The organism is Nonomuraea indica (assembly GCF_002850745.1).
Classification (GTDB): Bacteria; Actinomycetota; Actinomycetes; order Streptosporangiales; family Streptosporangiaceae; genus Nonomuraea; species Nonomuraea indica.
Genome location: NZ_KZ559477.1, coordinates 88,131 through 100,775 on the forward strand (window position 1 = coordinate 88,131; position 12,645 = coordinate 100,775).

Annotated in this window: 12 protein-coding genes; 6 read left to right on the forward strand and 6 right to left on the reverse strand. The window is 73.5% G+C overall.

Going from position 1 to position 12,645, the window contains the following annotated elements:
- Positions 1–10: 10 nt before the first annotated feature.
- Together CXR44_RS27405 and CXR44_RS27410 are read right to left on the reverse strand one after the other, a co-directional pair.
- The gene (locus CXR44_RS27405) at positions 11–658 is read right to left on the reverse strand and encodes a response regulator transcription factor (RefSeq protein ID WP_180903724.1); all 648 of its coding nucleotides are present in this window, start codon (positions 656–658) and stop codon (positions 11–13) included.
- A gap of 233 nt (positions 659–891) precedes the next feature.
- Complete coding sequence (locus CXR44_RS27410) at positions 892–1,392, reverse strand: hypothetical protein (RefSeq protein ID WP_144070092.1); 501 nt, start codon at positions 1,390–1,392, stop codon at positions 892–894.
- 97 nt (positions 1,393–1,489) lie between these two features.
- Here CXR44_RS27410 and CXR44_RS27415 point away from each other — a divergent pair, with 97 nt between their 5' ends.
- Positions 1,490–2,695, forward strand: a complete 1,206-nt coding sequence (locus tag CXR44_RS27415) for a hypothetical protein (RefSeq protein WP_144070093.1) — start codon at positions 1,490–1,492, stop codon at positions 2,693–2,695.
- A 3-nt stretch (positions 2,696–2,698) separates the two neighbouring features.
- On the opposite strand, the gene CXR44_RS27420 is transcribed toward CXR44_RS27415, so the two are convergent.
- The 4 genes from CXR44_RS27420 to CXR44_RS27435 all read right to left on the reverse strand — a co-directional run bounded on the left by CXR44_RS27420 (position 2,699) and on the right by CXR44_RS27435 (position 7,836).
- Positions 2,699–4,108: an MmgE/PrpD family protein gene (locus CXR44_RS27420; protein WP_219602012.1), complete on the reverse strand. Its 1,410-nt coding sequence runs from the start codon at positions 4,106–4,108 to the stop codon at positions 2,699–2,701.
- Positions 4,109–4,143: 35 nt separating this feature from the next.
- On the reverse strand, positions 4,144–4,935 hold the full coding sequence (locus tag CXR44_RS27425; RefSeq protein WP_101789016.1) for a cyclase family protein: 792 nt from the start codon (positions 4,933–4,935) through the stop codon (positions 4,144–4,146).
- A gap of 278 nt (positions 4,936–5,213) precedes the next feature.
- Entirely contained in the window at positions 5,214–6,467 is a 1,254-nt protein-coding gene (locus CXR44_RS27430; protein WP_101789017.1) for a serine hydrolase domain-containing protein, read from the reverse strand.
- 91 nt (positions 6,468–6,558) lie between these two features.
- Positions 6,559–7,836 (reverse strand): ABC transporter ATP-binding protein, encoded by a 1,278-nt coding sequence (locus CXR44_RS27435; protein ID WP_101789018.1) that lies wholly within the window; start codon positions 7,834–7,836, stop codon positions 6,559–6,561.
- A 225-nt stretch (positions 7,837–8,061) separates the two neighbouring features.
- On the opposite strand from CXR44_RS27435, the gene CXR44_RS27440 reads away from it, so the two are divergent.
- The 5 genes from CXR44_RS27440 (at position 8,062) to CXR44_RS27460 (ending at position 12,638) form a co-directional block, all read left to right on the forward strand.
- Positions 8,062–9,531 carry a glycoside hydrolase family 13 protein gene (locus CXR44_RS27440; RefSeq protein WP_101789019.1) on the forward strand — a complete coding sequence of 490 codons (1,470 nt, stop codon included), beginning with the start codon at positions 8,062–8,064 and terminating at the stop codon, positions 9,529–9,531.
- Positions 9,528–10,553, forward strand: coding sequence for a LacI family DNA-binding transcriptional regulator (locus CXR44_RS27445; protein WP_101789020.1), 1,026 nt, complete (start codon positions 9,528–9,530; stop codon positions 10,551–10,553). Before CXR44_RS27440 ends, CXR44_RS27445 begins: the two co-directional genes overlap by 4 nt.
- Positions 10,550–11,431 carry a carbohydrate kinase family protein gene (locus tag CXR44_RS27450; RefSeq protein WP_101789021.1) on the forward strand — a complete coding sequence of 294 codons (882 nt, stop codon included), beginning with the start codon at positions 10,550–10,552 and terminating at the stop codon, positions 11,429–11,431. Before CXR44_RS27445 ends, CXR44_RS27450 begins: the two co-directional genes overlap by 4 nt.
- Before the next feature lie 149 nt (positions 11,432–11,580).
- A complete protein-coding gene (locus CXR44_RS27455) occupies positions 11,581–12,030 on the forward strand; it encodes an RlpA-like double-psi beta-barrel domain-containing protein (RefSeq protein ID WP_101789022.1) in 450 nt (149 codons plus the stop codon).
- Positions 12,031–12,038: 8 nt separating this feature from the next.
- Complete coding sequence (locus CXR44_RS27460; RefSeq protein WP_101789023.1) at positions 12,039–12,638, forward strand: cell wall protein; 600 nt, start codon at positions 12,039–12,041, stop codon at positions 12,636–12,638.
- The last annotated feature ends 7 nt before the right edge of the window (positions 12,639–12,645 follow it).

Here is a 12,645-nt window from a genome sequence, read left to right on the forward strand (position 1 = left end):
CGGCCCGGTCTCATTGGCCTCCCGGATCCGCCGGCTCCCCGTTCGGCGCGATCTCCAGTGGCGTCGCGGCCCCGCCGGACAGCTCGCGCCCCTGGTTCAGCGTGTAGTCCAGCTGCCTGGCCAGGTGGGGCAGGGTCGCCGGAGGCAGATACGCGTCGGCGCCGGCGTCGAGCAGTCGCCGGACCGGACCGTGGTACTGGACGCCGAGTTCGTGGTCCTCTATCTCGGTGACGATGACGCGGGCTTCCGGGAACATCGCGCGGAGCGCCGCGATCAGCTGCGGGCTGCCGGGAGGGACGAGCAGCACGTCGGTGGTCGCGGGAGCCGCGTGCATGTCGAGCACCACGTAGTCCGCCCCGAGCCGGGTGGCCAGCGCGACCCGGGCCGCGGTCGACAGCTCCATCGCGGTGGCCACGACGGTCACGCTCTCGTGGTCGATCGGCGCCTGTCCGTCGGCCTCGTCCGGCGCGTCCCGCTCGACGACGGCGCCCTGGACCACGTCGACGGTGCTGGAGATCGTCGCGATCGACGCGCCGTCACGCGTGAGGACCAGGTGCTCGCCCGGCTCCAGGGCGTCGATGAGCGCCACGACGTCCTCGGGAAGGCAGGTCACGTCGATGCGCGGCGAGGAGCGTGGGGCGCGTCTGCGGATCACCATGCCGGGGACACGCCCACGGCCGCGCGGGCACCCCGCGTCATGCGCGGCCCGGTCGCCCGGCGGGCGCGAGGCCCGTCCACGGTGACATGGCCGCCGCCCCGAAGGTGCCGCTCAAGCAGTCGATCACAGGGGTCCCTTCTGACGCTGTGATCCTGTTGGACGTCGCTGCACGGCCGTTGGTTCGACGCCGCGCCGGAGTTCGTCTCGTCGTCCCTGCCTACGGGCGGCGGGGATCAGCGTGCGGGCGCCCGGCGTCGGCGGGCGCCGCCGACCGGCGCCGCCGTGACCCCCGGCTGCCGCGTCAGCGCCGCCGCGATCCCCGGGTGGCGCGACAGCGCCTCGCGCACCACCGGATCACCGGCCATCAGGAACGCCAGATGTCGCACCGCGTGCGCGGCCACGTGCGCCGTCTCGGCCCGTTCCGGCGCGGGTGCGGCCGGGGCGGGGCCGCGGGCGATCTCCAGCACCGGCAGCTCCGTCGCCGGCCGCCACGGCTCGGGGTCCGGGCACACCGCGTACGTCAGCACCACCTCGCCCTCGGGCAGGTAGCGCCAGCTCGAGGAGTGCACGACCGTGCCGGGGTCGTCCGCCCGGACGCCGGCGGCGCGGCGGGCGGCCGCGTCCGGGCTCTCGCCCGAGCCGGGCACGGTGACGGCCCGCCGGTAGGCCCAGCGACCGTCGGCGTCCGCCCTGAGCATGAGCGTCTCCACCGAGACCAGGAGTGTTCCCGTCACCGCCACCCACTTACTGCCAGACATTCGCAAGAACGACAGCATCGCATATCGGTGAGGCCCTTGAAGACAAGGGCGGGGCACGGGTGTAGTCAGGGGTGTGCGAGAGAGAGGCGGACAGGCCGTGCCGGGGATGCTGGTGCTGATGGGATCGGGCGAGACCAGCCCGACCATGGTGGAGGTCCACCGCGCGGTGGCCGGGCGGCTGCGGTCCGGAGCGCGCGCGGTGCTGCTCGACACCCCCTACGCCTTCCAGGAGAACGCCGCCGACATCTCCGCCCGGGCCTGTCGCTACTTCGAGCGCAGCGTGGGGCTGCGGGTCGAGGTGTCCGGCGACGTGACCGGAGCCGACTGGGTGTTCTCGGGGCCGGGCAGCCCCACGTACGCGCTCGACCGGTGGGCCGGCGGCCCCGTGGGTGGCGACCTGCGCGCCCGTGTCCGCAGCCGTCGCGGCGTGACCGTGCTGGCCTCCGCGGCGGCGTGCACGGCCGGCCTGGCCACGGTGCCCGTCTACGAGATCTACAAGGTGGGCGCCGAGCCGCACTGGCGGCCGGGGCTCGGCCTGCTGGAGCCGCTCGGGCTGCGCGCCGCCGTCGTCCCGCACTTCGACAACGCCGAGGGCGGAACCCACGACACCCGCTTCTGTTACCTCGGGGAACGGCGGCTGGCCCGGATGGAACGCGACCTGCCGCCCGGCGCCGCCGTCCTCGGCGTGGACGAGCACACCGCCGTCCTCATCGACCTGGTGAACGAGACCCTCGACGTGGCGGGCCGCGGCGGGCTGACCGTACGGCGGGCCGGCTCCTCGGCCGTCCTGCCCGCCGGCACCCGCATCGGGCTGGCCGAGCTGCGCCGCCTCGCCGAAGGGACCGGTGCCGCCGTCCTTCCCGCCACCCCGCCGCCCACGGCTGCGCCCGCCTGCGAGACGCTGGAGGAGACGGTCCGCTCGTGCGAGCGCCGCTTCGCCGCGGCCCTGGCCGGCCCGGAGCCCGACCCGGCCGCCGCGGCCCGCGCCGTGCTCCGCCTCGAAGCCGAGCTCGTCCGCTGGGCCGCCGACACCGAGGAGGACGCCGGCGGCGTGGACGAGGCCCGCGACCTGCTGCGGCTGCTGATCGCCCGCCTGGCCGAGGTCGCGCCCGCCACGAGCCTGCGCCGCCTCGTGGAACCGCTGCTGGCGCTGCGCGACGACCTGCGCGGCAGCGGACGTTACGAGATCGCGGACGCTCTCCGGCAGGCCATGGCCAAGGGCGGCGTGCTCGTCGAGGACACGCCCGACGGCCCCCGCTGGACCACCCCGCCCCGCTGACGGCTAGCGCGGCCGGGCGACCGTCAGGCTCAGCAGCGACGCCGGCGACGCCGACACCGGCAGGTCGCGGGCCGCCGCGAGCAGGGCCTCGACCTGGTCCGCCGGCAGCGCCCGACCCGCGTTCGCGCGGAACTTGACCGCCAGTTCCTCCCGCGTCAACGGCCGTTCCGGGCCGCCCCGGGACGAGTCGACCCGGTGCTCCACCGTGCCGCCGTCGCGCAGCCGCACCCGTAGGACGGCGGCGAACGCGCGCGGGAAGATCTCCGACGCCCGCTCGTCCGCCACGCACCGCACCCGCGCCGCCAGCGCCAGCCGTCCGGGCGTCAGCGCGGCGAAGTCGTCGGCCGCGAGGCCCAGCCCCCCGCCGCCCAGGAGCGCCGCCGCCACCGTGTACGGGCCGGAGAACTTCGCGTGGTACGGCGAACGCGGCCGGACCTTCTCCTCCCGCGGCTCCGCGATCGTGCGCAGCACCGGGGCGGCCACGCCCAGCTCGACCTCCTCCACCTCGCCGGGCGGCAGACCGGCCGCGCGCAGGGCCAGCGCGCAGTCGATGCCGGGGTGGGTGAAGTGGTTCGTCGGGTACGGCTTGTAGACGGTGCGCAGCAGCTCCCACCTGCGGCCCAGCGCGAACAGCATGGCCGACTCGTCGTAGCGGCCGTCGAGCCACGCCGCGAAGAACCCGAACCCGCCCTCCAGCACCGTCGGCGGCCCCGTCACCCCTTCCACCGCCAGCACGGCCGCCGACACCCCGGCGTGCGCGGCCCAGCCGCAGTGCGCCCGCTTGACGGTCCCGCCCGTGCGGTTGGCCTCCAGGAGCCCCGCGCCCATGCTGGCCGCCACCGCGACCGCGTGCGCGACCCCCTCCTCCGTCAGCCCGTACAGCAGCCCGGCCGCGACCGCCGCGCCCAGCGTGCCGCAGATGGACGTGGCGTGCTGGCCACGCTCGAAGAACAGCGAGTTGCGCGCCTCCGGCAGGTAGGAGGCCATGCCCAGCCGGTTGCACACCTCGATGCCCGCCGCGACGGCCGCGACCAGTGCGGCGCCGTCCGCGCCCGTCGCCTCGGCGGCGGCCAGCGCGGCCGGCACCACGGGGGCGCTCGGATGCAGCACGGACGGCAGATGCGTGTCGTCGTAGTCGAGAGCGTGCGCGAGCGTGCCGTTGACCAGCGCGGCCGCCGGTGCCGGCAGCCGGTCGCCGCTGCCCGCCGCGGTGGCCTCCCCGGTGCCGCCCCAGCGGCGCACGGCGCGCAGGACGGCGGGCGCGGCGTCGCCGTCCGGGTCGGCGTGGGCCGCCAGGCAGTTGCCCAGCACGTCCGTCACCCGCCCCGTCACGTCCTCGCGCACCCGCTCGGGGACGCCCTGGTCGCGGCAGCGGACGGCGAACTCGGCGAGCCGCTGCACATGCGTGGTCACGATGCCTCCTAGGGGGTGCGGCGCCGGCGGCGTGGTCAGAGCAGGGCGAGGGGCCGGACCGGGGCGCCGGTGGCGCCGGCGATCGGCAGCGGGTTCAGCACGAGCACGAACTCCCGCACCCCCGTGTCCAGCAGGTCGGCCAGCCGCATCGTCTCCACGATGTTGATCCCCGCCTCCACCAGCATGATCCGGTGCACCGGCAGCGTGGTGTGCCCCCGGCCGGGGCGGACGTGCTCGAAGGCGACGGTCTCACCGCCCACCACGCGCGGCCGCCGCTCGGCCAGCCAGCGGGCCGCTCCGATGCCCGGCCCCGGCGCGCCGCCGCGCACGCCCACGAAGTCCTCCCCGGACGACCACAGCCGCGACCAGCCGGTGCCCACCAGCACGGCGTCGCCCTCGCGGACGTCCACGTCGCGGGCGGCCCGGGCCAGGTCCCCGGCGGTCACCTCGTAGCCCGGCGGCAACGTGTCCACGCCGTGCGCGGCGGCCACGTCGAGCAGCACGCAGCGGCCGACGTACGGCTCGAAGGCGTCGATGCCCAGCGCGCTGAACCCCTCGTGCGACATGACGTCGGCCGCCGGCCGGCCGCCGTGCAGCAGGCCGTCCTGCGACACGTGCGCGAGCGCGTCCACGTGGGTGCCGACGTGCCCGCCGGTGACGATCACCTCGTTCGCGGCCGAGCCGCCGTCGGGCCGGACGCGGTCGCCGTGCCGGCGTTCGAGCACCATCCGGAACGGCGGGTGGTTGGGGGACTGCGGCATGCCGGTGCGCATCGGCTGCGCCAGGTCCAGCACGCGGGCGCCTTCCAGTGCCTTCCACAGCGACATCTCGAACGGCTCCAGACGGTCGGGGAAGAATCTTGCTCACGACAGTACACATCTGTCCCCGGATCGCCAGGAGTCCGCCTTCAGGTGATCGGTCACGATCGTGACGTCGACCGGCGCGGGCGTCTGTCCGCCCGGGCGGACAGACGCCCGCGCACCCGCCGCCCGGGCGGACAGACGCGGACGGCGGGCGCGCGGCGGCGGTCCGGCCGCGCCTGGACGGCGTCACCGCCCGCGTTCGCCCGGCGGGCGGCTCGCGGTGCCCAGGCGCGGCGCGCGGCTCAGAAGTAGCGCGAGCTGAGGTCGGTGGTGGGCCAGGTGGTGACCTTGCCGATCTCGGCGTTGATCCGCGGGCTCAGCACGTCGAAGTCGGGGCTGGAGCCCTCCTCGCGGCGGTTGAACAGGGCGGCGTAGGTGAAGCCGTTCTGCAGCCGGGCGAGGTAGGTGTACGTCCCCGGCAGCGACCCGGCGTGCCAGGTGTTCAGGTGCCCCGGGACCTGGCGCACGTACCAGCCCGCTCCGTACCACGAGCCGTCGGCGTTCGTGCCGATCTCGGGCTTGGCGAACATCCGGCTGATCGAGGTGGCGTTCAGCACCGGGCCGGGGGCGTCGAAGATCTTCGCGAACCGGACCAGGTCGACAGCCGAGGCGAGCCAGCCGCCGCCGGGGCCGCGGTTCTCCATGCTGAAGCCGCCGTAGGGGGTGGGCACCACGGCGCCGGAGGCGTCGGTGACGGTCTTGGACGTGTACGCCGACTCGTAGATCACCTCGCCGCTGACCGCCTGGGATCGCGGCGTGCGGCCCAGCCGCATCCGGGTGATGCCCACGGGGGCGAGCAGTTTCTGCCTGACGTACGACTCGTAGCCGATCCCCGACACCTTCTCCACGATCCGGCCGAGCAGCAGGTAGCCGTAGTTGCTGTAGGCGAAGCGGGAGCCGGGGTCGAAGTCGAGGGCGCGGCTGCCCGCGTACCTGATGATGTCGTCCTGGTCGATCGGCAGCGGGACGCCCAGCGCGGCGGCGATGGTGTGGTCCAGGTACAGGTAGTCCTTGGAGATGTCGCGGTCCCAGCCGCCGGTGTGCTGCAGCAGCCGCCACACCGTCACCTTCGCCAGCCGGGGATCGGCCGCTGTCGACAGGCCGAGCAGCGGGGCCACCGGGGCCGACAGGCTCAGCTTGCCGTCCTGGGCCAGGCGGATGACGGCCGCCGCGGTGATGTGCTTGCTCAGGCTGGCCAGGCGGAACAGCGAGGTGGGGGACACGGTGGGGACGGCCCGCCCGTCGGAGGAGTAGCGGTAGCCGCGGGCCAGCACGAGCCGGCCGTTCTTGGAGATGGCGAGCTGCGCGCACGAGATGTCGCGTTCGGCCACGTAGGTCTTCATGACCCGGTCGAAACCGGCCAGGGCGGCGGGGGCCACTCCGGAGGTCTGCACCGTCGCGGCGGAACTCGTCCGGGGGAACGCGGCGTCCAAGGTGACAGCCGGTACGAGCGCGGCGCCGGCCTGGAGCAGCCTTCGCCTGCTGAGCATCGTCATGGGGAATCCTTGTCGGTCTTCACGGCAGGACAGTCTTATGCGTGCCCTTTGTAAAGGATCAACCCGGTTTCCGCACCTTGACGCAGAGTGATCAGCGGCGCGGGGTGTCGATGCGGGAGCCGTCCGGGCGGAAGAGCATGACCCGGGACAGGTCGACGCCCACCTTGGCGGCGTCGTTGGCGCGCCACACCGGCCGGCCGCCCATCCGGACGATCAGGTCGGCGCGGCGGTGGGTGCCGCTGCCGGGGTGCTGTCCGGTCTGCTCCTGCTCCTCCCGCTCCTCACGGGTGCCGAACAGCCGGCGGACCATGCCGGCCAGCCTGCCCGGCCCGTCCTGGGCGGCGGCGCGGATGCGCGGATCCGGCGGCTCGGGCACGGGCACGGCCGGCATGCCGCACTCGATGTAGCCGAGCCACTCGTGCCCGTGGTACTCCAGGGCCCGCACCCGCCCGAAGAAGGCCGGCCCGTCGTAGGACTCGGGCACCGGCGTCAGCCCGTCGGGGCGCACGCCGACGAGGATCTGACCGCCGACGTACTGCGAGACCGCGTACGCCCGGGGATCGTTCCACGGCATGATCAGCCGGTGCGGCCCGAAGTCGAGCAGCACGTACTGGTTCTGCGGCGTGTGCACCGTGGCAGCCAGCAGGTTGAGCTGCTGGGAGTTGAGGAACGCCGCCACGAACGCCGTCGCCGGGTCGTTGTAGATCTGCGCCGGGGTGCCGACGTCCTGCAGCACCCCGCGGTTGAGTATGGCGATCCGGTCGGCCAGCGTGAGCGCCTCGACCTGGTCGTGCGTGACGTAGATGGTGGTGACGCCGAGCGACCTGACCAAGGAGGAGATCTCCATGCGCAGCTCGGTGCGCATGCCCGCGTCGAGGTTGGACAGCGGCTCGTCCATGAGGAACAGCTTGGGCTGGCGGACGATCGCCCGGCCCATGGCGACCCGCTGGCGCTGGCCGCCGGACAGCGTGCCGGGGCGGCGTTCGAGGGTCTCCTCGATGTGCAGCACCTTGGACAGTTCGGTGATCCGCTCACGGGTCTGCACGGGGTCGGCCTTGGCGATCTCCAGGGGGAAGGCCATGTTGCCGCGGACCGTGCGGTGCGGGTAGAGAGCGCCGTTCTGGAACACCATGGCCACGTCGCGGTCGCGCGGCGGGAGGTGGTTGGCCAGCTCGCCGTCCAGCCACAGGTCACCCGCCGTGATCTCCTCAAGGCCGGCGATCATGCGCAGCAGCGTCGACTTGCCGCAGCCCGAGGGGCCCAGCAGCACCAGGAACTCGCCGTTGTCCGCTTTCAGGTTCATCCGGTCCACCGCCAGGTGGCCGCCTGGGTAAACCTTGGTCACTTTGTCGAGAACGACTGAGCTCATGGGCTCACACCTTGCGCGCGTGTCACCTGTGACGGGGCTGATTGGAGAGGTAGTACATCGCGCTTCAACGCTGGATGTCCACCCTTGACATAAAAGAACTGTTTCGAGCGTGTTTTCGGGCTTGTGAGAACGGCGTGCCCGAAGTGTGACAAGAAGGGTCTTGGAAGGACTTGCGTAAAGTTGCGGCAATCGCTTTCATGGTGACGACTTCTTGGGGGTGCCCTGATGACCGCATGGTGGCGCGATGCCGTGATCTACCAGGTGTACGTGCGCAGCTTCGCCGACGGCGACGCCGACGGCGTCGGCGACCTGATCGGCGTGCGCGACCGCCTGCCGTACCTGGCCGGGCTGGGCGTGGACGCCGTCTGGCTGACGCCGTTCTACCCGTCGCCGATGGCCGACTTCGGCTACGACGTGGCCGACTACCGCGACGTGGACCCGCTGTTCGGCACCCTCGCCGACGCCAAGGCGCTGATCGACGAGGCGCACGGCCACGGCCTGCGGGTGATCGTGGACATCGTGCCCAACCACACCTCCTCGGCACACCCGTGGTTCCAGGAGGCGCTGCGCGGCGAGAACCGCGACCGCTACATCTTCCGCGACCGCCCGAACGACTGGGAGTCCATCTTCGGCGGCCCCGCGTGGACGCAGGTCGAGGACGGCCAGTGGTACCTGCACCTGTTCGACCCGTCCCAGCCCGACCTCAACTGGGACCACCCCGAGGTGCGGGCGGAGTTCGAGTCGATCCTGCGCTTCTGGCTCGACCTGGGCGTCGACGGCTTCCGGGTGGACGTGGCGCACGGCATGGTCAAGCCGGCCGGCCTGCCGGACGTGGGCCGCCCCGGCCACTCCCGGATGATCGGCGCCGAGCCCGTCCCGTTCTTCGACAACGACGGCGTGCACGAGATCCACCGCGCCTGGCGGCGGGTGCTCGACTCCTACCCCGGCGACCGCATCGGCGTGGCCGAGGCGTGGGCGCCCACCCCCGAGCGGCTGGCCCGCTACGTCCGGCCGGACGAGCTGCACCAGGCGTTCAACTTCCACTTCCTGTTCGCGCCCTGGGACGCCGCCGCGCTGCGCCGGGTGATCGACGAGTCGCTGGCCACGGCCGGGTCCGTCGGCGCGCCGTCCACCTGGGTGCTGTCCAACCACGACGTCAAGCGGCACGTCACCCGTTACGGCAGCCTGGCCAGGGGCCGCGCCGCCGCCCTGCTCACCCTCGCGCTGCCCGGCTCCGCCTACGTCTACCAGGGCGAGGAGCTGGGCCTGCCCGAGGTGCTCGACCTGCCCACCCACGTGCTGTGCGACCCGCAGCGGCTGCGCGACCCCGACAGCGGGCGCGACGGCTGCCGGGTGCCCATCCCGTGGACGCGCGAGTCCGGCTGGAGCGACCCGTGGCTGCCGATCCCCGACGACTGGGCCGAGCTGAGCGTCGAGGCCCAGCAGGACGACCCCGGCTCGACGCTGGAGCTCTACCGCCGGGCGCTGCGGCTGCGGCCGGCGCTGCAGGGCGACCTCGTCTGGCACGACTCGCCCGAGGGCACGCTCGTCTTCTCCCGCGGCGACGTCGTCTGCGCGGTCAACCTCACCGGCGAGCCCGCCGACCTCCAGGTCGACGGCGAGCTGCTGATCGCCTCCGACGAGCCCGGAGCGCCCGATTCGGCAGCCTGGTGGAAAGTAAAGTGGCTGCCATGAACAATCACGCGCGGCTCTCCGACATAGCCTCCCAGGCCGGCGTGAGCGAGGCGACGGTCAGCCGGGTGCTCAACGGCAAGCCGGGCGTCTCGGCCGCGACCCGGCAGGCGGTGATGGCCGCGCTCGACCTCATGGGCTACGAACGCCCCCCGCGCCTGCGCCAGCGCAGCAACGGGCTGGTGGGCCTGGTCACCCCCGAGCTCGACAACCCCATCTTCCCCGCGTTCGCCCAGGCCATCGAGAAGGCGCTCACCCAGCACGGGTTCACCCCCGTGCTGTGCACGCAGCTGCCCGGCGGCGCTCCCGAGGACGAGTTCACCGAGCTGCTCGTGGACCGCGGGGTGAGCGGCATCGTGTTCGTCTCGGGCCTGCACGCCGACACCACCGCCCGGATGGACCGCTACACCCGGCTCACCGACCGGGGCCTGCCGATCGTCCTGGTCGACGGCTACAACCAGCGCATCGAGGCGCCGTTCATCTCGGTCGACGACCGGCTCGCCGCCCGGCTGGCCGTGCAGCACCTGGTCGACCTCGGGCACGAGCGGATCGGGCTGGCCCTCGGGCCGCGCAGGTTCGTCCCCGTCATCCGCAAGATCGAGGGCTACAAGCAGGCCATGAGCCAGCTGCTCGGCGCCACCGACGTGGATGACCTCATCGCCAGCTCGCTGTTCTCCGTGGAGGGCGGGCAGGCCGCCACCGCGCAGCTCCTGGCGCGCGGCTGCACCGGAGTGGTGTGCGCCAGCGACCTGATGGCGCTGGGCGCGATCCGCGCCTGCCGCGAGCGGGGACTGTCGGTGCCGGGGGAGGTGTCGGTGGTCGGGTTCGACGACTCGCCGCTGATCGCGTTCACCGACCCGCCGCTGACGACCGTGCGCAAGCCGATCGGCGCGATGGCCTCCGCCGCCGTGCAGACACTGCTCGAAGAGGTCAACGGCGCCCCGGCCAAGCACGTCGAGCTGGTCTTCCAGCCGGAGCTCGTGGTCCGCGGCTCCACCGGCTCCGGCCCGCTGGTCAACCGGTGAGCGCCCGCCCGGCGCTCACGCACGACGTGCTCGTCCTCGGCGGGGCCGGCGTCGACACGACCGTCTACGTTCCCGAGCTGCCGTTGCCGTACGCCGACACCTACGCCGTGCCGCCCGTCGTCGACCGCATCGGCAACACCGGCGCCGGCGTGGCGCTCGGCTGCGCCGCGCTCGGCCTGTCCGTCGCGTTCGCCGACCTCATCGGCGACGACCCGCAGGGCGCGCTGATCCGGCAGGCGATGCGCGGCGTCGACTGCAGGTGGGGGCTCGCCGAGGCGGGCACCCGCCGCAGCGTCCTGCTCGTCGGCCCCGACGGCCGGCGCACCTCGCTGTTCGACCCCAAGGTCACGCCGGGGGAGCGGCTGGCGCCCGAGCTCTACACGGACGTCCGGGCGCGCCACGCGCACGTCTCGATCACCGACTTCGGCCGCCACGCCTACGACCACCTCGACGGCATGTCCGTCTCCACCGACCTGCACGACTGGAACGGCCGCGACGACCACCACCAGGACTTCGCCTACCGGTCCGACCTCGTCTTCCTGTCGGCCGCGGCCCTGCCGGAGCCGGAGGCGACCATGCGCGACATCCTCGACCGCGGGCGCGCCGAGACGGTGGTGTGCACGCGGGGGGCCGACGGCTGCCTCGTGCTGACCCGAGGCGGGACCGTGTGCGCCTTCCCCGCCACGCCGCTGCCCGGCCCGGTGGCCGACAGCAACGGCGCCGGCGACGCGTTCGTCTCCGGCTTCCTCTACGGCCGGCTGCGTGGCCTGCCGCTGGAGGAGTGCGTACGGCTCGGCGCCCGGGCGGGAGCCCACGCCTGCACCGTGCCCGGCACCCACGAGTCGCCGATCACCGAGGACGCCCTCCTGGCCCCCTGACACCTGGGAGCCTCGCCCGGCCGCGACCCGGCACCGCGTGAGGCATTGACGAAAAATTTCTACATGTTATCAATGGATCAGTCGGAAACCTTCAGCGGCGCCGCACCATCCATCGGGGGACCAGCCAGAGCCCACCAAGGAGGACGCCCATGGCGCGCACCCCGTCCACCGACCCGCCGGCCGATCTGTTGGCCCCCGTCCAGGGAGAAGTCTCCTGGTTCTGCTGCGGCACCGCCTGGGGCCCGTGCAGCAGCACCGGCAGGGGAGCCTGCGGCACCTGCAACTCCGGGAGCCTGCAGCACGCCTGGCCCAACACCTCCGACGCCTGCTGGGCGATCACCCGGCCCGACGCCTGCGGCGTGTCGCTGTCCCGCCGGACGTGCGGCTACCAGCACCGCACCACCTCGCTGTGCGGCGGCGGCACCGTCGTCACCGCCATCGCCGACTGCGGCCCGCAGACCGACCTGTTCTGCGGCGAACGCAGCTGCTGCGGCTCCACCTGCGCCGGCAACCGGCTCATCGACCTCACCCCGGCCGCCTACAGCCGGATCGCCAGCCTGTCCACCGGGCTGCGGCCGTGCGAGATCTCGACCGTCTAGGAGAGCCGATGGCCAGCAGGAGAGACCTGCTCAAGTCCGCACTGCTCGGGGCCGGGGCCGGGGTCGTCGCCGCGACCGCGCTGGGCTCGCTCGGCCCCGAGGCGGCCTTCGCCGCCGAACCTCGCCTCGGGGTCGATCCGGGCGCCGCCGACCCCGACTTCGCCGAGGGGCGCATCCGGTCCGTCAAGGACGACACCCTCCTCGTCCTCGGCTCGAACCTCGTCTTCCACACCATCCGCGTCGTCGGCGGCACCAGCCTGTGGAAGCTCGGCCCGGTCGGCCTCGACCAGGCCCGGCCCGGGGACGGCCTGTACGCGAGGGGCGTCCGGATGCCCGACGGGATGCTCGCCGCCGAGTCCGTCTGGCTCAACATCGTCAACGTCAAGGGCCACGTCAAGAACATCACCCGCGAGAAGGTCCACCTGGACCACAAGGGCCAGGACATCGTCTGCCACGTCGTGGCCGGGACGTCGGTGGCGATCCACGCGGGCGGCCCCGCCTCCGGTGACCTGTCCGTGCTGCGCGTCGGCCAGCACGTGCAGGTCCTCGGCGCCTGGCGGCCGGACACCAACGAGGTCGACATCGCCACCGTCTTCTCCCCTCACTAGGAGCGCC